Here is a 23,798-nt window from a genome sequence, read left to right on the forward strand (position 1 = left end):
TTATTCTCGATAAGAACGAGCAACGGTTATGGTTCCTGAGCAAGAACACCGAACTTTGTACGTTCCGCAAAGTATGAATCCACTTAAGGCTCTTTTTGCATTTTGTTTGTTCGCCCTGCTGTCCACTTCGGCATTGGCGACCCATAATCGTGCGGGAGAGATCATCGTTTGTTCCATAGGTGGGTTCACTTACCAGGCCACGATCATTACCTATACGAAGCTTAGTTCCATTGCTGCGGATAGGGATCATTTGGAGTTGAACTGGGGAGACGGTACGCTGGATACACTTTGGCGCAATGGTAATATCGTGGACGACGATGATCGTGATCTCCGGATCAATCGGTATATCGGAAATCACCAGTACACTGGACCAGGGAATTTTACGCTGACCATGATCGACCCGAACCGGAATGCGAATGTCATTAATCTCCCAGGATCCGTTACCCTTGAATTCGCGCTCAGGACAACGCTTACCATTTCTCCTAATACAGGGCAGAATTGCTCCGTTCGGTTTTTGAACGAACCCATACAGGATGCCTGTATTTTTCAACCCTGGATCCATAACCCTGCGGCATTCGATCCGGATGGCGATAGCTTATCCTACGAACCTGTTGTCTGTCTGGGTTTTGATGCCTTGCCCATACCGGGATATGTGTTTCCAAGTCCGGGGTTCACCTCGCCACCAGATATTTACAGCATAGACCCAACGAACGGGACCATTGTTTGGAACGCGCCGAATGCTATAGGTGAATACAACATAGCTTTTGTTGTACATGAATGGAAGTTGGTAGGTGGGCAATGGTATGAAGTGGGTAGTGTTCTCCGTGATATGCAGATCACGGTGATCCCGTGTACGAATGTTCCTCCTGTGGTTTCGTTGGTTGCTGATACGTGCATGGAGGTAGGAGCTGTCCTCTCATTCAATGTCCAAGCGAGCGACCCGAATACGGATCAACTTGTTACGCTCGAAGCATTAGGCCAGCCATTCGAGGTGCCAATATCTCCGGCAACGTTCATTAGTCCTTCTCCTACGAACCCGATCAACGGTACATTCAATTGGAACATCGATTGTAGTCATGTGCGGACCTTGCCCTATCAGATCGTATTCAGCGCTACGGATAATGCCGAACAACCCAGTAATGCGCAACTGAGCAATTATAGCGTGATGAACGTCAAGGTTGTTGCTCCTGCACCGTTGAATCCGGCGGCAACCCCTAGCGGTGATGAGATCGAACTTACATGGGATGCTAGCGTGTGTGCGAATGCAACAGGTTATGATATCTACCGGCGCAACGGCTCCTACGGATTTATTCATGGGTATTGCGAGACCGGGGTGCCAGCTTACACGGGTTACACACAGATCGGATCCACTTCCGGATTGAATGCCACGAGCTTTACGGACAATGGGGCGCTTGCGATCGGCAGTGAATACTGCTACATGATCGTTGCACGCTTTGCGAATGGTGGTAATGCAGAAAGCTATGCAAGCGTGGAATTCTGTACGATCCTTGATCGCCAGGTACCGGTGATCACCAAGGTGAGCGTTGGGGTTACCGACGCCACTGTAGGGGTCGATACCGTGCATTGGAGCAATGCCTACGATCTGGATACCATTGCACGTCCGGGCCCTTATCAGTTCAAACTGTATCGTGGTGATGGGTTTACCTCTGCGAACCAATTGATCTACACAAGTGGCCTCAATAATTTCATTGCCCACCCGGACACCATGTTCATTGATAACGGGATCGACACCGAGACCATGGCACACGTTTACCGTGTGGAACTGTTGGGTGCCGGAGGGAATGATACGATCGGGTCCAGCAGTCCTGCTTCTTCCGTATTCATAGATGCAGATCCCAATGATGAACAGGTTACCATCTCGTGGACCTACCAAACTCCTTGGCTGAACAATTCCTTCGATGTGTACCGGTTCAATGGTGCTACATGGGACTTTGTTGGCACGAGCACCGAAGAGAACTACGTTGATACTGGATTGGTGAACGGCGCAGAGTATTGCTACTATGTGGTAAGCACTGGGGCCTATGGCGATACGACCATTGTTTCACCCTTGTACAATTGGAGTCAGGAGGTGTGTGCTATACCCGTGGATCTTACTCCGCCGTGTGCGCCTATTGTTTCGTTGGACAATGATTGCGAGGAGCCGTTGAATACCCTTCAATGGAACAACCCGAATTCCAGTTGTGCGGATGACACCTACGGCTACTTCGTGTATTTCGCGGATTCATTGGGCGGTACGTTCAACCTGATCGCAACCATTACGAATGCCGTTGATACGGTATTTACACATGTTGATGGCACTTCCGTTGCGGGTTGCTACGTTGTTACTGCTGTTGATACCGTTGGAAATGAAAGTGCATTCGGTACGCCGGTGTGTGGTGATAATTGCCCAGAATACACGCTCCCCAATATCTTCAGCCCAAACGGGGATCGATCCAATGACCAGTTCGGTCCATTCCCTTATCGCGGCGTAAAGGAGATCGATCTTGAGGTCTATAACCGCTGGGGGCAGGTCGTATTCACAGCTACAGACCCGGATATCAATTGGAAAGGCACATACATGGATACCGACCAGCCACTACCTGATGGTGTGTATTACTACGTTTGCCAAGTGGTCTACAAGCGTCTTGCAGGTGATGAAGCTATGGTGTTGAAAGGATATGTGCACATCACTGGAAGCGGTGTTCCGGCCAACCAGAATTGATCCATGTTCACAGGTATCGTTGAAGCACTTGGCGAGGTTGTTGGCGTAACTACGACTGGCTCGAACAGGGATCTTTTAATTCGTGCGAGTATCGCTACGGAGCTGAAGGTGGATCAGAGCGTATCCCACAATGGTGTTTGTCTTACCGTAGTAGAAATTAACGGTGACACCTATTCGGTCACAGCAGTTCTGGAAACGCTGGAACGATCGAATCTTGGTGCGCTAAAGGTCGGCGATGCTGTAGGTCTTGAGCGGTGCTTGAGAATTGGTGATCGTTTGGATGGGCACATGGTCCAAGGACATGTGGATACCACTGTGAAGTGCGTTGGCGTAGAAGACCTGAATGGCAGTTGGACGTTCACGTTCACCCTGCCGGAGCAATCCCATTTGTTGGTGGAGAAGGGTAGTGTTTGCCTCAATGGTGTAAGCCTTACGATCGCGGAACTGACCAATAGTTCGTTCAGTGTGGCCATCATTCCATACACATTTGAACACACTACGTTCAAGGCACTAAGGACAGGCGCACGAGTGAATGTTGAGTTCGATGTACTCGGTAAATACGTGCAGCGAATGCTTCGTTCCCAAGGGTCTATTGCTTAACGAACTGAACAACTGCGCTTCTATCCTCGCTCGTTATTCCGAGGTGGTATACCCCGGATGCTAGGTGCTGCACGTTGAGATCAAGCTGCCCTTGTCTTATTTGAACTGATCGGGACAGGACAACCCTGCCGGATGGGTCCGAGACAGTAACCGTAACCGTTCCATGCAAAGCCATTCCAACGTATACGGAAAGTTGGTCCATAGCTGGATTCGGAAAGGCAACCAAACGATCGCTTTCAAAGGCAGCGGGTGGTATTTTCGAGATAACCGTCTGGCCGCTCAACACCCATACCTCAGGGTCGAATTGAGCACTGTCTGCACTGAACGGTAATTGCACCGTAAAGCGTTGACCACTATATGTGTGTTCGAAGACAAGGGTGGTGTCAGTTGTTGCATTCGTGAACCGCATAGGGATCGGCATTTCGAAGAAAGGAACACTGGGATGCGAAGTGGTCTGGTTCACTTCCACGGTTACCGTGTTATCCATGTTCTGGCTCCAGCGGATCTTGTAGATCGGATACCCTTCACCGACATACCAATCCGCAAAGAACTCGGTGAGATCCATACCGCTTGCTGCTTCCAAATGCGCTTTCAGTTGCGGAGTTCGTGCACTTCCGTATTGCAAGGCAGGATCTGATAGATAATTGCGGCAACCGGCGTAGAAGGCGTCATCTCCGCATACCCAACGCAGCATGTGGACCAGAAACCCACCTTTCGCATACGTGAGTCTTCCGCTGAATAAGCGCTGTATGGATGTTGTGTCCTGCACGCGCACACTGCCATCAGGTCTGCTCGTGATATTATCCCGTTGGCTGTATTTGAAGGGTAACCATTTTTCCGGTGCCAGGTGTTCGTAGCAGAGACCACTCAAATACGTGGCGAACCCTTCATTCAACCAGAGGTCTTCCCATGATCCACAGGTTACTTTATCCCCGAACCATTGGTGCGCTAATTCATGCGCCATCAGCTCGAAACTGAATCCACCCATGAAGCTCATGGTCTGGTGCTCCATACCGCCGCCATAGTTGAATTGCGCATGTCCATATTGCTCGTTCGCAAAGGGGTATTCACCAAATAGATTACTGTACAACTGCATCTGCGCGATCAACATCGGGGTGTCATCCGTAGCCGCCAGACTATCTTCCGGATAAACATAATTCTGTACTTCAATTACTCTGTCCTGGAGCTGAACAAAGTCACTGTACACCGCATAATTGGTAGTGGCGAATGCTACTAGGTAATGGGCGATGGGATAGCGGTGACGCCAATGAAAACGCACTGACTCATTGCCTAAGGAATCTTGAGAAATAAGCAGACCGTTACTCGCGACGCGCTGACCGTTGGGTACCGTAACGTACATATCCGATGAATCTGCTTTGTCCTCAAGGTCTTCCTTGCACGGCCACCAATCGCTCGCTCCGTACGGTTCGCTCAAGGTCCAAAGTACCGGTGTGCCGCTGTGGGTGGCTTGGTTGAAGGAGCCCAGACCAGCAACCGGTGGAATGCCCGACCATGAGATGGTGATCGAATCCAGAACACCCTCTGCAATGGGTTGCGGCAATGCAATGGCCAATAGGTCATTATCCGATACTCCCGAAAGCGGTGTATCGTGGTAATTGATAGAGTCCACGTTCAGGTCACTGCTCAGGTCGAAGACCAAAGTGGTTAATTCAGAAGTTGACCTGAATACATGGGTGATGGTGCCCTCGATAGTGCGAACCGCAGGATCAACATGGAGATCCATTCGGTGGTACGTCATGTCGTAACCACGCGGTGTCAATATCCGGTCATCTTTGATCCATCCCAGATGTCCGCGTGATTCTGTTTCCGCGATCTCATGGATCTCGCACTTATCGTAACATACTTGAGCGGACAGAAAATGCGCTGTGAACAAGCTCAGGACGATGATCAGGGTGCGCATGTGCCGGGTTCCACGAAGTTACGATGATCCATCCCGGTACCCAAGAAGACTGCTCAGAATACGCTGCTCACCACCTGCTTCACCGCGTCACTTTTTCCCATGGTATAGTAATGGAGGCACGGAGCACCTTTGGCCATCAGTTCTTTTGATTGGGCAATGCTCCATTCCACACCAACGGCCTTCACCGCATCGTTGGTCTTGCATTTTACCAACTCCTTGGCGAATGCATCCGGCAGATCCACACGGAATGTTTTGGGAAGGAACGCAATATGCCGCATGGTGGTGATCGGTTTCAGGCCTGGAATGATCGGCACGGTGATCCCTGCGGCTCGGCATTGTTCAACGAATGAGAAGTACTTGGTATTATCGAAGAACATCTGGGTGACCAGATACTCCGCGCCTGCATCCACTTTGTTCTTCAAGTAGGCAACATCCACGTTCAAGTTCAGCGCTTCAGGATGTTTTTCCGGGTAGCAGGCCGCACCAATGCAGAGATCCGTAGGCGCCGCCTCCATTTCTTCATCGTGCAGATACTGTCCTTTATTCAATCCGGCTGCTTGGCGGATCAGGTCAACTGCAAATGGGTGTCCTTCCCGCTCCGGGATGAAGTGTGATTCGTTCTTGATGGCATCACCGCGCAACGCCAAAACATTGTCGATCCCAAGAAAGTTCAGTTCGATCAATGCATCTTCGGTCTCTTCTCTGCTGAAACCTCCGCAGATCAAGTGCGGTACGGTATCAATATCGTACTTGGTCTTTATTGTGGCGCATATGCCGATCGTGCCGGGTCGTTTGCGCAGGCGGATCTTCTGCAATAGTCCATGGCCACGCTCCTTGTAGATCACCTCCTCACGATGGTAGGTAACGTTTATGAAACTCGGTTTGAACTCCAGAAGCGGATCAATGCCTTCGTAGATGGAGTGGATGTCCTTGCCTTTGAGCGGTGGCAATATCTCAAAGGAGAATAGTGTTCGCTTTTTGGCTTGTTTCAGATGATCAATGACCTTCATGGATACGGAACTGGTTCGGGGGGCAAAAGTAGAACGGCCACCGCAACAGGGTGGCCGTTCATTAAGGACGTAGTCAATAGTTAGCGCAGTATGGTCACGTGGCCGGTGTATTCCTTGTTGGCTTCAGGAACGGAAAGCACATAGAAATAGGTGCCATCCGGAACATCGGATGCTTGCCAGTTGTTCGCGTAGTTCTCTTTCTCGTAGACCTTGTTCCCCCAACGATTGAAGATCGTAAGGTTGTTCTTGTAATACTGTACGTTCTCGAATACCAAGTTTTGGTTCCATTCATCGCCGTTCGGGGTGAACACGTTCGGGATCTCGATATCCGCCGGAAGGATCCGGAATGAGCCATTGATCGTGTCCGTACAGCCATCGGCTGCGGTAACGATCAAGGTAACAGGGTAGGTTCCAGGAGTTTCATAGAGATTGGTGGTGTTGGGTTGGGTGCTTCCCCGTTCACCGGGTCGAAGATCCATTGCCAATTGACGATGGTGGAGCCATCAACACTGGAATTATCGGAGAAAATGATCGTAGCACCGAACGGTTGTGGTGATGGAAGGTTCGTCAGATATGCAGCATTGACATTGGATCCTACCGTAACTGTGAATGGCGCTGAAGTGGTAGAGCAACCTTCGGCATTGGTGACCGTAACGGAGTAAGAACCGGTTCCTACGGTAATGGTAGGGTCAGTACTGGCGTTGGACCATTGATAGGATGCATAATTCTCTGTGGTACCCAATACGGCTTGCCCGCCTCCGCAACTGAACCCTGGCCCGGTAATGACAGGGTCCGGACTTGGGGCCCCTGTAACAACGAAGGGCTCGGATGGTAAGGAGCAATCACCCAATGAAATGGTGCAGATATAAGTGCCGGGGCCACCACTGATGTTAGGGCCGAAGGCGCCATTGTTCCATTCGTAGGTATCGTATCCCGCTGGTGCATTGATGAATGCAATGCCACCATCGCAGACCAATTGATCACCGGTGAGGATGATCGGCCCCGTGATGCCTGGGTTTACCACGATGGTGATGGTCGTATCGTAGGTGCAACCGAAATTGTCGGTTACAGAGAAAACATAGTCATGACTACCAACGCCTACTGGAGTTGCTACACCTGCAAGAGGATTGTTCGGGTCTGAAGATACTCCGTTACCCACCCAGTTGGAAGAGTCTGCGGTAGTTGTTCCCAATACAGGTGTATACGTTGTTAGGCTTGGGAATAGGGAGGAATTGAAAGTAAGGCCCCAGTCGCAAATGAAACCGTTGTCAGACCCCCAAAGGTCCGTTACTGTAAACGTCCAGGTTCCATTTAATTCGCAACCCTCTAATATGTTCATTGGATTCAGGCTTTCATACGTGCCCGTAGGAAGAGTGCCGCCAGAATTATCGACCCACGTGCCATTCGTCGCTGTCGGACTCCAGCAGTATGTATAGCACACTCCCATTGCGTCCGGAGTAAAATCGTCATCGATCGGCTCTCCTAAGAATGTGCCACCACCATTTTGCTGATGGAACGTGACGCTTTGACCGCTAGGGCAGGTCAATTGGATCACGAGATCACCCATGTATGAATGCTCCATATCCACACATACAGCAGGCAGATCATTGATGTTCGTAAGCGTTTGGCCAGGAGCGAAATTGGTAAAGACGATTGAAGTGTTGAACGCTACACCTTGGTCATCCGGTAGGAAAATACCGCCACCCAAGCTGGACTCAGGAAGTCCGGTCCATTCCACGGCTACAGGGTTTGCCAATAAATTCACGGATTCTCCTTCGCAGATCGTATCCCCTGGTAAAGTACCAGCGAAAATGGGTGTGGTGCTTACAAGGATCTGCAAGTCCACTAAATTGGTGTTATTGCACTCATTATCATCCGTTAATGTTAGTTGCACAACATATTCGCCTGCATTCGGGAATGAATGTGTTACAATAGGCCCTGTAAGGCTGTCTTGGATCCCATCATCAAAATTCCAATTGTACTCAACCAGTGAGTTCGAACCAGCGGCTATTGATGCTGAACCATCGAAAGTGATGACCTCTCCTTGACAAACCAGGGCAGGAATTGCAGACCCAATAGTAGCGGAAGCAGTAGGCGGTTCGCATGGGGTTACGCAATTCAATGCGGCTGCAAATACACCTTCGCCAGTTTCATTGCTGGTGAAGGTTATCGTAAGGCAACCAGAGGTGTTCGTAAAACTAGAAGCAATAATACCCGGATTATCGGACCCGCTCCATACCCCGATCAGTGGGGCGCTTGTATCAGCACCATCATAGATCGAGAGCTGGTCAATTGGTGCACTACCAGCTGTTGATAGGTTAAATGTGACCCATTGTAGCGATATGCCCGTACCAGTAGTTTGATCCGAACAGATCGTTATCATTTGCGTTTCATTCGGGCCATAGCCTGAAGCACCCTCACCACCACTATCCAACAATGCACCCGAACATCCGTAAGCTGTGCCTCCGTCCGCAATGCTAATGATCTGAGCGTTGCTAGCATAAGCCAAGAAAAAGAAGAATGTCAATAAACTGAGTATCCGCATGGTAAATCTGTAGTAATGCTTTCGTGTTAACCGGTCTTTATCCATCCGGTCCTTGGTCAAAGGCTCGCAAACTTAAGACCTTCAAGGCAATTATGTTGTTGTTAATTGCATCTATTCGTGATGTGCTAGTCCAAGTTATAGCCAAGGACCTTGCAGATACGAGCGTTCAAATTCGATCGGACAAGAGGTTAAATAGTTATCTTATGGTCCGGGTTTCCTACAAAGTGGAACGTCATGGGCTTTCCATTAAGCGTTCAGTAATATCAACGCAGTATGGTCACGTGGCCGGTGTATTCCTTGTTGGCTTCAGGAACGGAAAGCACATAGAAATAGGTGCCATCCGGAACATCGGATGCTTGCCAGTTGTTCGCGTAGTTCTCTTTCTCGTAGACCTTGTTCCCCCAACGATTGAAGATCGTAAGGTTGTTCTTGTAATACTGTACGTTCTCGAATACCAAGTTTTGGTTCCATTCATCGCCGTTCGGGGTGAACACGTTCGGGATCTCGATATCCGCCGGAAGGATCCGGAATGAGCCATTGATCGTGTCCGTACAGCCATCGGCTGCGGTAACGATCAAGGTAACAGGGTAGGTTCCAGGAGTTTCATAGAGATTGGTGGTGTTGGGTTGGGTGCTTCCCCCGTTCACCGGGTCGAAGATCCATTGCCAATTGACGATGGTGGAGCCATCAACACTGGAATTATCGGAGAAAATGATCGTAGCACCGAACGGTTGTGGTGATGGAAGGTTCGTCAGATATGCAGCATTGACATTGGATCCTACCGTAACTGTGAATGGCGCTGAAGTGGTAGAGCAACCTTCGGCATTGGTGACCGTAACGGAGTAAGAACCGGTTCCTACGGTAATGGTAGGGTCAGTACTGGCGTTGGACCATTGATAGGATGCATAATTCTCTGTGGTACCCAATACGGCTTGCCCGCCTCCGCATGGATGATCGGCCCCGTGATGCCTGGGTTTACCACGATGGTGATGGTCGTATCGTAGGTGCAACCGAAATTGTCGGTTACAGAGAAAACATAGTCATGACTACCAACGCCTACTGGAGTTGCTACACCTGCAAGAGGATTGTTCGGGTCTGAAGATACTCCGTTACCCACCCAGTTGGAAGAGTCTGCGGTAGTTGTTCCCAATACAGGTGTAAATGTTGTAAGACTAGGGAATAGGGACTGATCGAAATTCATACTCCAATCACACAAGAATCCATTGTCAATAGCCCATAGGTCAGTTATCGTAAACGACCAGGTTCCATTCAGTTCGCATCCGACCAACGCATCCATTGGATTCAAACTCTCGTACGTGCCAGCTGGCAATGTTGCTTGGGCATTATCCACCCAGGTACCATTTGTCGCAGATGGACTCCAGCAATAATTGTAGCACACTCCAATGGAATCTGGCAATGTTTCAATATCCACAGGCTCTCCTAAATAGGTTCCTCCCCCATTTTGCTGATGGAAAGTGACGCTTTGGCCACTAGGGCATGCCAACGAGATCACGAGATCACCCATGAATGAGTGCTCCATGGAAACACATACCGATAGAAGATCGTTGATGTTCGTTAGTGTTTGTCCCGGAGAAAAATTGGTAAAAATTAAGGTTGAAGTGAAAGGTACGCCTTGGTCGTCGGGAAGAAAGATGCCGCCTCCTAAATTGTTCTCTGGAAGAGCGGACCATGTAACGGCTGTAGGGCTGGCCAAAAGATTGACGGACTCACCTTCACAGATCGTATCGCCTGGCAATGTACCAGCGAATGTGGGCGTGGTGCTTACGAAGATCTGTAGGTCTACCAAGTTATTGTTGTTGCACTCGTTATCGTCGGTGAGTATAAGCTGCACCACATATTCACCCGCTTCGGCGAATGAATGCGTAACGATCGGTCCAGTAAGACTGTCTTGGGTTCCATCCTGAAAATCCCAACGGTATTCAGCGAGCGTAGCACCCCCAGCGGCTGTGGACGCAGAGCCGTCGAATGTAATTACTTCGCCCTGGCATACCAACGCTGGTATCGCTTGGCCCATAGTAGCAGATGCGACCGGTGGGTTACAAGGTGTTGCACATGAGAGTGCAGCTGCAAAAACACCGGTACCCACGTCATTGCTATGGAATACGATCGTTAAACAACCGTTAACGTTCCCGAAGCCGGATGAGATGATCCCTGGATTGTCCGTTCCGAACCATGTGCCGATCAACGGTGCACTGATGTCAGCACCATCATATATGGTTATATTATCCGTCGGTGCGGTGCCTTGAGTTGAAAGATTGAACGTGATCCACTGTAGGGATATGCCTGTTTGCCCACCAGTGCCGTCCGTGCAAATGGTAATGGTGAAGTCTTCATTATTACTGTATCCGGCTGCCCCTTCACCTCCACTATCCAGCAATGCACCAGAACATCCATAAGCGGTGCCACCGTCAGCGATATTTATGAATTGCGCTTGAGACGTTGCCGCTCCTAAAAACAAAAGGGTTAGAAAAATGAATATCCGCATGGTAAAGAGATGTTACTGCATCCGTCGTAAAAAGGGGTCTTCTTCCAACTCATATCCTCAACTAGGATATATGCCCCGAACATAAGACCTTCCTAACAATTGCTCGAGATCAATTCAACCTGTTCCTGTTGAGCCAAACCATGGTAGATCCAGTTTTTGATCGGCCATCCTTGGTAATTGCTTCAACCGCAACAAGGTAATAACCGTCCGAACAGTTGTCGCCATTCCAGACGGATCCATTATCGGTACTAAAGACCTGAACATTCTCTTTGACGGAGAAGATCCGAACCATGACCTTTTCGTAACCCTCTGCGATCACTTCAAACGTATCGTTGATGTTATCCCCATTCGGTGTAAAGGTGTTCGGAATGAACAACTCCGGTAAAGGTGCCATTGGCTTTAGATCGGTCAATGGTTGATCGGTGTTATCCTCATTCGGTTCGTCCGCAACACTTGTAGTCGCTGATGAACTCAGCTCCGGCTTAGCATTTTCCAGTACATTCTTGGCGGCTTCTGCTGCCTTGGTGGTCAGCTCATCGATGATCTGTGCAACAATGATGGGGCCATCAATCGGTTCAGGAAATTCAGCATCGGTCTTAACTGGATCCTCCTCCTTTGCTTCTGGAGCACCCTTAACCGACCCATCAACCGGTTCCGTAACTATTGGATCAGGTGAAATGTGCTCTATACCCAATGATACTGCCTGAGCTAGTTTTGCAGGTGCCACTGACTTGAGCACCGCGGAATTTGATATAATAAGCTCTTGTTCAGCAGGTATAGGAGCGTCAACTTTAGCAGGTACTGTGGTGGAAACCAATGTGGGAATGTGTATTTCCTTGGGATCCTGAGGGATATCGGCTAACTCAACTGCTGGATCATTGGTCATGAATAGTGCTGCTCCGCCAATGACCAATGCCGTAACACCTGCTGCTGCCCAGCCCCATACGCTGCTAATGCCCGTAGCAGCCGGGTGGCCTAATTGACTGCTGATATTGGACCATGCACTAGGATCAACAGGTGCTTCATGCCCCTGGAATTTTTCCTGGAATAGTTTGATCACCGGGTCTGCCGCCGGGGCACCCATCGCCAGTTTGGACTGGATGGCATCCCATGCACCAGGATCCACAGGGGATTCATGCCCTTGGAATCGCTCGCGGAACAGATCGTTCATTTCAAGACTCATTGCCGTAGTGATAGTGTTCAGCTACCTCTTTGGGTAGCATTTTTCGCAGGTAGGCCCGCGCTTTCATGAATTGCGATTTCGACGTATTCTCGGAGATACCAAGCATTTCAGCGATATCGCGGTGCGGGTACCCTTCAATTGCGAACAGGTTGAAGACCGTACGATAACCGGTGGGTAAATTCTGGATCAAGCCCATCAACTCATCTGCCGACATGCCACTTAGCACATGCTCATCCTCTTGATGCAGGTATTCTGCTTCCGTAAGATCAATACTATGGTCGTACGGTTTGTTGCGGCGGATATTATCCAACGCGGTATTCACCACCGTGCGCGCGATCCATCCACCCAAAGGCCCATCGCCCCGGAAGTGGTCGATCTTCTGGAACACCTTCACAAAACCATCCTGAAGAATGTCCTGTGCTTGGTCCTTATTGTGGGCATACCGCATGCAAATACTCATCATTTTTCGCGCAAACTGCTGATAAAGAGCTTTTTGCGCTGTTGGATCACCATGTGTGCAACCGTGCACAAGTTCTTCGTCTGTCATGGCATTCCCGGTAGTGATGGGAATTGGGGTGGAAAAGTTGCCTGAGCTCCGCATGAATGGGGCTTTTTTGCAAGATACGACGTATGAAGTATCGGAAGCATGGAAATATTGACCGTTGGATGACATTGGACAGATCCGCTCCGGTGCCGTAATAGCATTAGGGATCTGGATCTCGCGTACCTTAAGCTACCTTCGCGGACTTTTTCGACCTTGGGCTTGGCCCTTTCCATGGAACACATTCGCAATTTCTGCATTATAGCCCACATTGATCACGGCAAAAGCACCTTGGCTGACCGGCTGCTGCACATGACCGGTACCATTTCTGACCGCGATATGCAGGCCCAGAATCTGGATGACATGGACCTGGAACGCGAGCGCGGGATCACCATTAAGAGCAAGGCTATCCAGATGGATTACACCTTGAATGGTCAGAAATACATTTTGAATCTCATAGATACGCCCGGCCATGTGGATTTCAGCTACGAAGTAAGCCGTTCCATTGCCGCCTGTGAAGGGGCATTGTTGATCGTGGATGCTACCCAAGGGATACAAGCGCAGACCATCAGTAATTTGTATTTGGCATTGGAACATGATCTGGAGATCATTCCTGTCCTGAATAAAATGGACCTGCCCAGCGCCAACCCGGAAGAGGTAAAAGACCAGATCGTAGATCTCTTGGGATGCAAACTGGAAGATATTCTGAGTGCAAGCGGCAAGACGGGTATCGGTGTAGACAAAGTTCTGGAGGCCGTGGTGGAGCGCGTTCCGGCACCAAAAGGTGATCCTCAAGCACCATTACAAGCACTGATCTTCGATAGTGTTTTCAATCCATTCCGTGGGATAATTGCCTATTTCCGCGTTATGAACGGAACCATCAAAAAAGGCGATAAGGTAAAATTCTTCAACACTGGCGTTGTTTACAATGCTGATGAAGTGGGCTGCTTGAAGATGACCATTCAACCGAAGCCCGAAGTGCGGGCCGGTGATGTGGGCTACATCATCAGTGGGATCAAAACCGCCAGCGAAGTAAAAGTGGGAGATACCATTACGCATGCTCTCCGTCCATGCGCCGAAGGGATCAAAGGCTTCGAGAACGTGAAGCCAATGGTCTGGGCCGGGATATTCCCGGTGGAGACCGACGAATATGAAGAGCTTCGCGATGCCATGGAGAAGCTCCAGCTCAATGACGCCAGTCTTACTTGGACGCCAGAGAGCAGTGCAGCGTTGGGCTTCGGCTTCCGCTGCGGCTTCCTCGGGCTGTTGCACATGGAGATCATCCAAGAACGTTTGGAACGTGAGTTCGACATGACCGTGATCACCACGGTACCCAACGTGGGCTACACCATTACCAAGACCAACGGTGATGTAATGGAGATCCACAACCCGAGCGAACTGCCGGAGGTAATGCACATTGATAGTATTCAGGAACCCTACATCAAGGCACAAGTGATCACTAAGGCCGAGTATACTGGTGCGATCATGACCCTTTGCATTGAAAAGCGCGGCATGCTCACGGGTCAGAACTACCTCACTACGGATCGCGTTGAGCTCACCTTTGAATTGCCACTCGGGGAAGTGGTATTCGATTTCTACGATAAACTGAAAAGCATTTCGCGCGGTTACGCAAGTTTCGACTACCACCCGATCGGTCAAAAAGAAAGTGACCTGATCAAACTCGATATCCTGTTGAACTCCGAAAAAGTGGATGCGCTTTCTGCTTTGATCCACCGCGATCATGCCCATGAACTGGGTAAGAAGATGTGCGGTAAGTTGAAAGAGCTACTTCCTCGTCAGCAATTCGATATCCCGATCCAAGCGGCGATCGGTGCAAAGATCGTGGCACGCGAAACCGTTAAAGCATTGCGTAAGGACGTAACCGCAAAGTGCTACGGCGGCGATATTTCCCGCAAGCGCAAGTTGCTCGAAAAGCAGAAGGAGGGTAAGAAAAAGATGAAGCAGATCGGCAATGTGGAAGTGCCGCAACAGGCGTTCTTGGCTGTGCTGAAGTTGGATTGATCGAAAGAAGTTTCGTAACGTAGACCTTTGTGGTCAACGACTCGTCGAAATGCTCGTGTCCCTCACTGCCGTGTAGATCCGAGCAAACTCATTTTCGAAACTTGGCTGGAAGCGTTCACCTAGCAGCGTAGGCCAAGGGTGTTTGCTTACTTTTTGATCGATGCCCTGGCCGATGAAAAGGACCTGATCCACCTCCGGGGGAATACCCTCGCGCCAGTGACGTAACAACCAATTTGGATCCCGGGAAAAGCGGAGCCAGTCAGTCTTTTTCGTTCTGGCATACGGGCCATAGGACAGGAGAAATTCAGTAGGAGCGACGAGTATTCCGTTATGCTTAGTGGCCACATAGGCCTGTATATGTTGTTGCATCCGATCGGACCCAGCCATTACGGAAAGCACAATGCTGTTGGGCTCCAATGCTGCGCACGCTTCCATTGTAAGCATGTGTGATGGTTCCAAGGTCGAAAAAGAACGCTCGGCCTGCGTAAGTCTGATCACTTGTAATGGAAGTGCGCAAATGGCCGCACCTCCGATAATGCGTGCAGCTATGCCCCGTGCGTTATCGGCAATGGCGATCAGCCATAGTACAAGAACAACAAGCGCTAGCCAATGCACACGATCCGATACAATAAGCCTGCGACCATGAGGCGAATTGGTTAACCACGTGATCGCGAACAGGACGAGGAAAAGGATGATCAATACATCATGCCAAACCAATTTACGCCCAAGGCGCCACCGTGCCCAAATTCCTGTGGCTATGGAGATCAAGAGCAAGAGGCCAATACCAAGGATCAGCCATTTTTCTTTCGTTTGGTCAAAAATGAACAGGGTCTTCAAGAGAAATGTTCTGGTGAATGGCGGGAGTGAGGTCGGTATGGGTACGTTGATGATCTCAAGAACTCTATGTAATTGGAACGCACCGATCAGTAGGATAACGGCACCCGAAGCGAGCCATTTGTTGCGTTCTCGAGGGTCGGTCAAGAATGCGGTTCTGCGTTCTTGGCGTAGTTCGAATAAATATGTCGGGAACATGAACAAACACAAGAGTGCAGGTGCGCCTCGGTGTGTGAACCATGCGAGGGCCATGCCTACCAGTAATCCGAACCAGCGTATACGTGGCTTTTCAGCGTGCCATTTCCACCAAGCCACTGAACCAAGACTTATCGCAACGCCGAGCAGGAAGTGGAATAAGCCTAAGATGAAGAGCGTGTTGAACATGACCGGAACGAGCCATAGGATCGGAATTCCGACCCGCGTGCCTTGTGCGCGTAAAAAGGCGACTGCCGCGATCACCACCGCACTGCTGACCAGTGTCGCAAAGACGTCATGTGCATGTTGCGGTTCCAGGAAGAGAAGTAACACTGCGGTGATCGCATCTCCAAGCGAACGCATGCCGCAGTAATAGGTGAACCCATGCGCTGCATGTTCAGGTGAAGGCCAAGGTGCTTTCTGCAACGAGGCATGCAACACATGCATGGGACCATCGATCGTAATGAAGTATCGGAAGAACAGGATCGCAGCCGCATTCACCAGAAGTATGCCCAATAGAATGGTGGCGATGCGAGATGGCTTCATCGGCTGGAAAGTAGCTCTTCTTGGCCAGCAAATGCGATCCCGTTCTCAAACATTTATGTGGAAGGATCATTACCAAGGAACAAAAAGAGCCCCGGCAATGGCCGAGGCTCTATGAACTCAAAGGTCATGCGCTAGAGTGCGTTCACATCGGCTTCGAACTGGGCAATTGTAGTAGGTGTGTATGAAAGCGGTATGTTCATGCCTGGGGCAACCGTTATGGGGTTGAAGGAGGAATAAACGCCCAAGGAATCCCCGTAAATGCTAACTACTACCGCGTCTGCACCTACACCGACCTGGGGGGAGGTTACAATTAGCGAAGGATTGGAATACATACCTGCCGAAGCGTTCTCCGTAGGAAAGATGATCCACGTTTGTGTGTTGTACCAAGTATACGTTGAAGGAATAGTTGCTTGTACCGATGTTGTGGTCGGATAGTCCCACCAGAAGTCACAATTGTTCCAGTTTGAATTGCTTTCCGGATTGAAATTGTAATTGAAGTAATAGGGGAATGTGTAGGTATAATCCGTTGTGTCATAGTAAGCGGAATCAACGGAAACAATAGCAGAATCAATGCGATCCCAGATCATGTTCCCATCACTGTTGATATTGCCACTGAACAGATCCATTGACGGATCGCCTATATCGGTAGGGATCTTAGCAATAAGGCCACCATTCGTTATTTGCACTGGCGTACTGCCTTGGTTGGCATATACATTGATTGCACCACCGCTACGCAACATCCTTAGGTTGCCGTTGTCATTTCCAACGGTTTGTATGTTGAACAAGATCATCTCACTGACCGAAAGAACTTCGACCAACGATACCTGGACCTGACCAGTTACGGGTGTACCGTCATCATATATGAAGGCTCCAGGTTCGAAGTCCAATTGAGTTCCCCTTGTGCCCATTACCTGACCACCTGTAACAGCATTTACCGTGAACGTCTGCGTTGCGTCAGCTACGTTGTCCGCGAAATACTGACGGAACATTGGCTCGCTCGATGTTGGTGTTGGTGATGGTGATGGTGCTGGTGTATTGTCAACAACATCTTTTTTGCATCCCCAGATCGTAGCTATTGCGACAAGAGCGATCAGAATTAATCGAGTCGGTTTCATTTTTTGAGTTTTTATGGTTAAAGTTATTCGAGCCTAGTGGTCAATAGTCGTTTGGTAACAGCACACTCAAATGGATCGCCAATGGGGGTCGGGTCTATCACGATGAATGTTAGTCAAGCAAGTCAACCAGGCTACTCTCAAAAGGCGTTCAACAAGACGTCGCAGGAACTTAGGTCGTACTGACCGATTAAGACACTAGCGAATGTTATAATCCATTCACGTCATCATTGAATTGTTGGAGAGTCGTTGGAGCGAAGGTCATTGGAACGTTCATGTTGCTAGTGATCGTTATGGGGTTGAATGATGAAGAATAATTACCGTTGCCTTCATCTCTAAGCCCGACTATCACCGCCTGCATACCTATGGGTACAACTTGCATGGTCGTAAAGGCTTGCGGACTTGATGCATATAAGCTTGATAACGAATTCAATGTTGGAAATGCGATCCAGGCCGCGGTACTATCGGTGGATAGGTTCGTAGGCATGCTCGCAGTAATAGTGGTCGGGTTCGGATCATACATGAAGTAATCGCAGTTGGTCCACTGAACGTCGGTGTTTCCGGCAATGTCGTAGTAGAAGTAGTACGGAAAGGTGTACGTGTAGTCCGTGGTGTCATAGTACGCGGTATCAACGGAAACTATTCCGGAGTCAATGCGATCCCAGATCATGTCCCCTAAGTCGTTCTCGTTCCCTCTGAACAACTCCATTGATGGATCGCCAACACTTGTGGGGATCTTGGCAATTAGTCCGCCATCGGTTATTTGAACCGGCGTGTTGCCCAGATTCGCGTAAACATTGATCGCACCGCCACTGATCAACAGTCTTTGGGTGCCGTTATCATTACCAACGGTCTGTTTGTTCAACCAGATCATATCACCGATAGGGCTTCAACTAAGGAAACCTGCACCAGACCCATCACTGGCGTGCCATTTTCATATACGAAAGCATTTGGTTCGAAATCCAACCGCGTTCCTTTATTGCCCATGACCTGGCCGCCTGTTGCGGCATTGACAATGAAGGTCTGCGTAGCGTTGGCTACGTTGTTCACAAATAAAGCTCTGAGAGGCGAACTACCTGTCACGGGGTTCGGCGTCGGTGCAGGTGAAGCTGGGTTATCCGGCTCCTTTTTACAGCCTACGATCACCGCAATGGCAATAAGCGTGGTTAAGATCGTTGCTTTGGTCTTCATTTTAGATTAGCTTATGGATGAGGAATTTCTTCAACAGGATGCTAAGTGGTCAAAGCGCGTTCAGTTGGTCGTAGAACTCTGTCAATGTGGTGGGCGTGAATGTCAATGCTACGTTCATTCCATTGGTAATTGTTATCGGTGTGAAAGATGAGAAGTCTCCCGCGATCGTACGATTCAAAGCGACTATCGTTGCCTGCATACCCACAGGAACTCCTTGGTACGATAATGGGGTGGTAAAGAATTGACCAGTTGTCGGATTCATCCAGACCACTGCATTTTCAGAGGGGAAGGTTATCCAAACGAAGGTACTGCCAAAAGATATGTTAGTGGGCACCGTAGCTGTTACGTGCGTAAGGTCAGGATATTCGTAGAATTGGTCGCAATTCATCCATTGCAAAGAGTCCGGAGCGAAGTTGTAGAATAGATCAAAATAGTCTTCTTCAACGACTACCGTAGAAGAGTCAATGCGCTCCCATGTCATGCTTCCATCGGTATTGATATTTCCACTGAAGAGCTCCATCGCGGGGTCACCAACCTCCGTTGGAATATTGACAACAAGACCTCCCGGTGTTATGCGTAGGTCATTTCCGCTTTGAGAAGCAGTAATATTCATTGCGCCACCACTGCGCAACATCTTCAATGTGCCATTATCATTGCCTACGGTTTGTACGTTCAACCAGATCATATCGCTAACGGAAAGCACCTCAACCAATTTTACATTTACTTGGCCGCTAACAGGTGTGCCGTCAGCATTTAGGAATGTATTGGGTTCGAAGATCAACTGCGTGCCTTTCATGCCGGTTACTTGTCCCCCAGTGGTAGCATTAACGGAAAAACTCTGTGTAGCATCCGCGATATTGTCTGCGAAGAACTGCTGGAATGCATACTGGTCCGGTACAGGATCTGAAGGTGCAGCAGGGTTATCAGGCTCTTTCTTACAGCCTACGATCACCGCAATGGCAATAAGCGTTGTTAGGATCGTTGCTTTGGTCTTCATTCGATATTGAGTTTTGGAGATGGTGTTAGCTGTTTCTGGCGGTTACACTGACTAGACGTAAATAAAGGCAAATGGCTGCCTCGCACTATTATCTTTTTGAACGAGATCCCGATCCTTGTGCGGAATTTCGTCATGATCAAGCCGCGTGAAACGTGAATTATTCAACCGCGACACTCACGGCACTCAACAACTTTTCGGCTTTACTGATGCGAACCATGTAAAGCCCAACGCTCAATTCACCTCTTTCCAGGATCAATGCAGAGGTGCCGTTCCCTTGCAAAGTGCGCAAGGTTCGCCCACTTACATCGATCACTTCGATCATGTGATCCTTGGTCAACACCTCATTGAAATCCAATCGTGTTCGGGTGTTGAATGGATTCGGAGTAACGGTCACGCCCAATTGGTCGTGGTCCGTAATATGCGTAATGATCACTTGATACGGGTCGCTCACAGCCACACATCCATATTCGCTGGTTGCTTGAACGGTGTACATACCCTTTTCGGTGGCAGTAAACTGTTGTTCCGTCGCATCCGTAACGATGGCACCATTCATGAACCATTGGTAGCTTTCACTTGCATTGGCTTCCAAAACTGAACCACCAAGATCTGTGACACTTGCCGTGAACAAGTTGCAATCCACCAAAGTGTTCAAAGTAGTGTTTGTGATCACCGGTTCGTTCAGGTCGAAGTAGATCGCGGCGGTGTTCGTGATCTCCGTGAGGTGGGGTGAACCTTCGTTCGGTTTGATGCGGTATTTGATGTAGCCATGACTTGCAAGCTCGTTCACATTGCTATCCGGCAATAGGATCTGTTGAAATCGGAATTGTGCTACGTGATCAGCATCCACTTGAATGTGTGTGAGCGAGTGTGATGCGCTAATGATATCCAATGAGTTTGGATCCACATCAAGATCAAGCGAGTCTAGTAATACCACGGTGAATGCGGTATCGGTACCCGTATTCTGGAACCTGATGGTATATTCCAACCAATCAATATCCACCGGCACCGCACCTGCCGGTCCATAACCTTGTGGCGTGACCAGTTTGTCGTTAGGGTCATAGGCACATGTTCCAATGAAGCCACCAGTGTTCGTGAAGACCGGTGTTGTCATATTTCCTGCATTAAATGTTGCTGTGAGGCTAGAGGAACTTCCGATCGGGCCGAGGGTAACAGCGATACCTATTGCGAAGTGTTGGAACCAACCGAGGCTGTCGATGTTCCAGTAATAGTGATCGCCAGATGTTGAATCAGGAGCCGGATACAAGTCATCCACCGTAATAGTCCCGAGTATCTCCACATCGATGTATCCATTCTGCGGAATGAATGTGCCGGTGTTGCGCAGATCCAGCCAGATACCAACTTCTCTGTTGCATGACCATGCTCCGCCAGTGGTTATTGAAAGATCAATTGACGTATCGGCGGTCGCGGATGGTGCTAGCCCAAAGTCGAGATCCGCCGCGATCGGTAACGCATTGGTCAGTGTTGCGCTCAACGTATCCGGGTTGTTAGTGACCGCATAGATCGGTGGATGTGTGGTCCACACATTCCATGTCCCAGTGTCAGCCGGCAGGTCGTAATCGCCAAAGCTGTTGGTCCAAACAAGAATATTGTTCGCATCGGTCTTTACTAGTTGGTAGGGTACTTTTTGGTCGGTGGGATCAAGCATGGCATCCACGTCAAAGTCGAGGAATACCGAACCTCGTAAGCGATATGCATCATAGAAATGATTCTGTTGCCAACTGATCGAACGGAATCGCACGGTCACGAGGTCGGGTACTGCATCATTGTTCAAGTCTGCATAGATCATGGCCGCAGCACTTTCGGCGGTGGGGTCGATCAACGAGTTGCCGCTCAGCTGCCCATTTCCGAGGTTCAAGTTGTAGTACGTCTGGTGCGTGTATCCGTTGCTTAATGCCCAAATAGCATCGAGGTACGAATCCCCATTGATGTCCTCTAAGATCAGTGTGCGCGGCATGCCTGGAGGTGTTGTGGAAAGTGTGTCACTTGTCATATTGCCAACGCCATTGTTGTAGTATCCCACGAGATAACCGTAACGGTATTCCAATATGTCAACGTCCATGTCACCATCAAGATCCCCTAGCGCGAATTCGTCCAAGCTAATTCCTCCAGGCACGGTGGTGAAAATGCCGACGCCATCACTTAAAACTATCGTGCCGCCGATCACCAGATCAATGGCTCCATCACCATTCATATCACCGGCTTTAACATCCCCCGTAAGTGCCAGTTCGATCGCCGCGTGTACCGTGAAGTCCCCTGAACCGTTGTTCTCATACCAACTCCCGGTACCGATCAGGTCCAGATCTCCATCGGCATCCAGATCCACTTCGCAACGCGAGGAACCAAGATCCGGCAATGTCCCCACGGTCCATGACGAGCCACCGTTGTTGTTCCAAATGATCGCGCAACTTGCAACATTGGTAATGATGTCCGGCAGGCCGTCGTAGTTGAGGTCAGCAGTTCTTGATACGCTCACTTTATCTCGATCTTCTACCACTATTTGCTGTCTCCCAAATGTGCCGTCGCCGTTGTTCGCATACCAGGACACCCAGTCGCCATAATAACTTGCCGTAACCAGATCCAGGTCGCCATCCAGATCGATATCGGCACCGGATAGATCGTATCCACCGGCCATGGTTTGGCAAAATCGTTTTCGTGCTCCGATAGTGCCATTGCCGAGATTCTCGAACCAGCCTGCGATATCCATGCCGCTGGAAGCGAGCAGATCCATGCGACCATCACCGTTCAGATCGCCGATGCTGTAAGAGGTACCTACTAGGTTGTAACCGCTCACCATTTCCACGTTCACGATAGTCCAAGATGCGCCATTGTCATTGAGAAGGATCTTCACATCGCAGCTCGTACCGCTAGTTACGCTGAAGTCCACATCACCATCACCATCGACGTCAGCGATCACCTGCGGATATCCGTACGGAATAGTATCGCCGATGGAGAATGCGCCTAAGCCGTTATTCGCGAACCATACTGTGCCGCCGGGAAGGCCAAAACCGATGACATCCGCATCACCGTCGCCATCGACATCGCCACAGAATGTCTTCGTAGGTGAAACGAGATCGATGATCACTTGCTGTGGTCCATAGGTTCCGCTACCCAGGTTTGCGTACCAACCCACTTGCGCATTATCGCCACCGATGATGAGATCCGCGAGGCCGTCACCGTTCACATCAGCGTACGATGCGCTTAAGGTGGTATTGGTCCCCGTGGGTCCTAGCGCCGCACCCTCGCTGAAAGTGCCAAAGCCGTTGTTCAGTAATATAGTCACGCCATTGGCCGTGCGGACAAGGTCGTCGATATCACCATCGCCATCCAGATCCTCCAACAAAAGTGCTGCGCCCCCGTTCGGAGAGAAGGCTCCCACCAAGGCCACTGCGCCCGTACCATCGTTGCTGTACCAGCTCCCATCGATCACCAGGTCGCCATCACCGTCGTCATCCATGTCGCGGATCAACACGCTTGCATTGTTCGCGATGTTGCCGGTGAACATAACCTGTTTGGGCGCGAATGCTCCGGTCCCCAAATTGCGATACCATGTGAGCTGCGTGCCGTACGTATATCCGCCAACAAGGCTATAAGTGATGGGGTCTACTAACCCATCGCCATCCACATCGCCGGCCAAGGTCTTTGAGGGGTAGGCCACATCACTCTCGAATGCGATCTGCACAGGACCGAATTGCCCGAAGATGAGACTAGTAGAGAGGATCAGGAAGAGGCTCAATGTTCTGCACATATGGATCGGTTTGGTAGCGTAAGATAGACGCAGTATAATGGGAATGGTTGTGCCTCTGGTAATTCCATTAGGAATATTTCCAAGTTCCAGTATCCTTGGCTGTCCTT

At 49.8% G+C, this 23,798-nt stretch carries 17 protein-coding genes; 3 read left to right on the forward strand and 14 right to left on the reverse strand.

The features are described 5' to 3' along the window. Positions 1-73: 73 nt before the first annotated feature. Both IPF95_05405 and IPF95_05410 read left to right on the forward strand, forming a co-directional pair. Entirely contained in the window at positions 74-2,722 is a 2,649-nt protein-coding gene (locus IPF95_05405; GenBank protein ID MBK6474130.1) for a gliding motility-associated C-terminal domain-containing protein, read from the forward strand. Positions 2,723-2,725: 3 nt separating this feature from the next. Beyond that, positions 2,726-3,322 (forward strand): riboflavin synthase, encoded by a 597-nt coding sequence (locus IPF95_05410; protein MBK6474131.1) that lies wholly within the window; start codon positions 2,726-2,728, stop codon positions 3,320-3,322. Here the strand turns inward: IPF95_05410 and IPF95_05415 are convergent. The 8 genes from IPF95_05415 to IPF95_05450 all read right to left on the reverse strand — a co-directional run bounded on the left by IPF95_05415 (position 3,312) and on the right by IPF95_05450 (position 13,034). Beyond that, positions 3,312-5,243: a T9SS type A sorting domain-containing protein gene (locus IPF95_05415; protein MBK6474132.1), complete on the reverse strand. Its 1,932-nt coding sequence runs from the start codon at positions 5,241-5,243 to the stop codon at positions 3,312-3,314. The genes IPF95_05410 and IPF95_05415 overlap by 11 nt on opposite strands. A 53-nt stretch (positions 5,244-5,296) precedes the next feature. Then, the gene (metF, locus tag IPF95_05420; protein ID MBK6474133.1) at positions 5,297-6,253 is read right to left on the reverse strand and encodes a methylenetetrahydrofolate reductase [NAD(P)H]; all 957 of its coding nucleotides are present in this window, start codon (positions 6,251-6,253) and stop codon (positions 5,297-5,299) included. A gap of 80 nt (positions 6,254-6,333) precedes the next feature. After that, positions 6,334-6,648 (reverse strand): gliding motility-associated C-terminal domain-containing protein, encoded by a 315-nt coding sequence (locus IPF95_05425; protein MBK6474134.1) that lies wholly within the window; start codon positions 6,646-6,648, stop codon positions 6,334-6,336. Further along, the gene (locus IPF95_05430) at positions 6,645-8,798 is read right to left on the reverse strand and encodes a PKD domain-containing protein (protein ID MBK6474135.1); all 2,154 of its coding nucleotides are present in this window, start codon (positions 8,796-8,798) and stop codon (positions 6,645-6,647) included. The genes IPF95_05425 and IPF95_05430 overlap by 4 nt, the downstream gene beginning before the upstream one ends. A gap of 263 nt (positions 8,799-9,061) precedes the next feature. Continuing rightward, on the reverse strand, positions 9,062-9,724 hold the full coding sequence (locus IPF95_05435) for a gliding motility-associated C-terminal domain-containing protein (protein ID MBK6474136.1): 663 nt from the start codon (positions 9,722-9,724) through the stop codon (positions 9,062-9,064). Next, positions 9,655-11,304 (reverse strand): PKD domain-containing protein, encoded by a 1,650-nt coding sequence (locus IPF95_05440; protein MBK6474137.1) that lies wholly within the window; start codon positions 11,302-11,304, stop codon positions 9,655-9,657. The genes IPF95_05435 and IPF95_05440 overlap by 70 nt, the downstream gene beginning before the upstream one ends. Positions 11,305-11,413: 109 nt before the next feature. Then, positions 11,414-12,487 carry a gliding motility-associated C-terminal domain-containing protein gene (locus IPF95_05445; GenBank protein MBK6474138.1) on the reverse strand — a complete coding sequence of 358 codons (1,074 nt, stop codon included), beginning with the start codon at positions 12,485-12,487 and terminating at the stop codon, positions 11,414-11,416. After that, complete coding sequence (locus IPF95_05450; protein MBK6474139.1) at positions 12,477-13,034, reverse strand: sigma-70 family RNA polymerase sigma factor; 558 nt, start codon at positions 13,032-13,034, stop codon at positions 12,477-12,479. Before IPF95_05450 ends, IPF95_05445 begins: the two co-directional genes overlap by 11 nt. Positions 13,035-13,262: 228 nt before the next feature. Here IPF95_05450 and lepA point away from each other — a divergent pair, with 228 nt between their 5' ends. Next, positions 13,263-15,050: an elongation factor 4 gene (gene lepA, locus IPF95_05455; GenBank protein ID MBK6474140.1), complete on the forward strand. Its 1,788-nt coding sequence runs from the start codon at positions 13,263-13,265 to the stop codon at positions 15,048-15,050. A gap of 33 nt (positions 15,051-15,083) precedes the next feature. Here lepA and IPF95_05460 read toward each other — a convergent pair whose 3' ends face one another. The 6 genes from IPF95_05460 to IPF95_05485 all read right to left on the reverse strand — a co-directional run bounded on the left by IPF95_05460 (position 15,084) and on the right by IPF95_05485 (position 23,679). Further along, the gene (locus IPF95_05460) at positions 15,084-16,625 is read right to left on the reverse strand and encodes a hypothetical protein (protein MBK6474141.1); all 1,542 of its coding nucleotides are present in this window, start codon (positions 16,623-16,625) and stop codon (positions 15,084-15,086) included. Between the two features lie 131 nt (positions 16,626-16,756). Beyond that, entirely contained in the window at positions 16,757-17,740 is a 984-nt protein-coding gene (locus tag IPF95_05465) for a hypothetical protein (protein MBK6474142.1), read from the reverse strand. Positions 17,741-17,945: 205 nt separating this feature from the next. Beyond that, positions 17,946-18,611: a hypothetical protein gene (locus IPF95_05470; GenBank protein ID MBK6474143.1), complete on the reverse strand. Its 666-nt coding sequence runs from the start codon at positions 18,609-18,611 to the stop codon at positions 17,946-17,948. Next, on the reverse strand, positions 18,608-18,928 hold the full coding sequence (locus IPF95_05475) for a hypothetical protein (protein MBK6474144.1): 321 nt from the start codon (positions 18,926-18,928) through the stop codon (positions 18,608-18,610). Before IPF95_05475 ends, IPF95_05470 begins: the two co-directional genes overlap by 4 nt. Positions 18,929-18,977: 49 nt before the next feature. Further along, complete coding sequence (locus IPF95_05480) at positions 18,978-19,925, reverse strand: hypothetical protein (protein ID MBK6474145.1); 948 nt, start codon at positions 19,923-19,925, stop codon at positions 18,978-18,980. 157 nt (positions 19,926-20,082) lie between these two features. Beyond that, positions 20,083-23,679 (reverse strand): T9SS type A sorting domain-containing protein, encoded by a 3,597-nt coding sequence (locus tag IPF95_05485; protein ID MBK6474146.1) that lies wholly within the window; start codon positions 23,677-23,679, stop codon positions 20,083-20,085. Positions 23,680-23,798 lie beyond the last annotated feature (119 nt).

The sequence above is a fragment of the Flavobacteriales bacterium genome (genome assembly GCA_016704485.1).
Lineage (GTDB): Bacteria > Bacteroidota > Bacteroidia > Flavobacteriales_F > PHOS-HE28 > PHOS-HE28.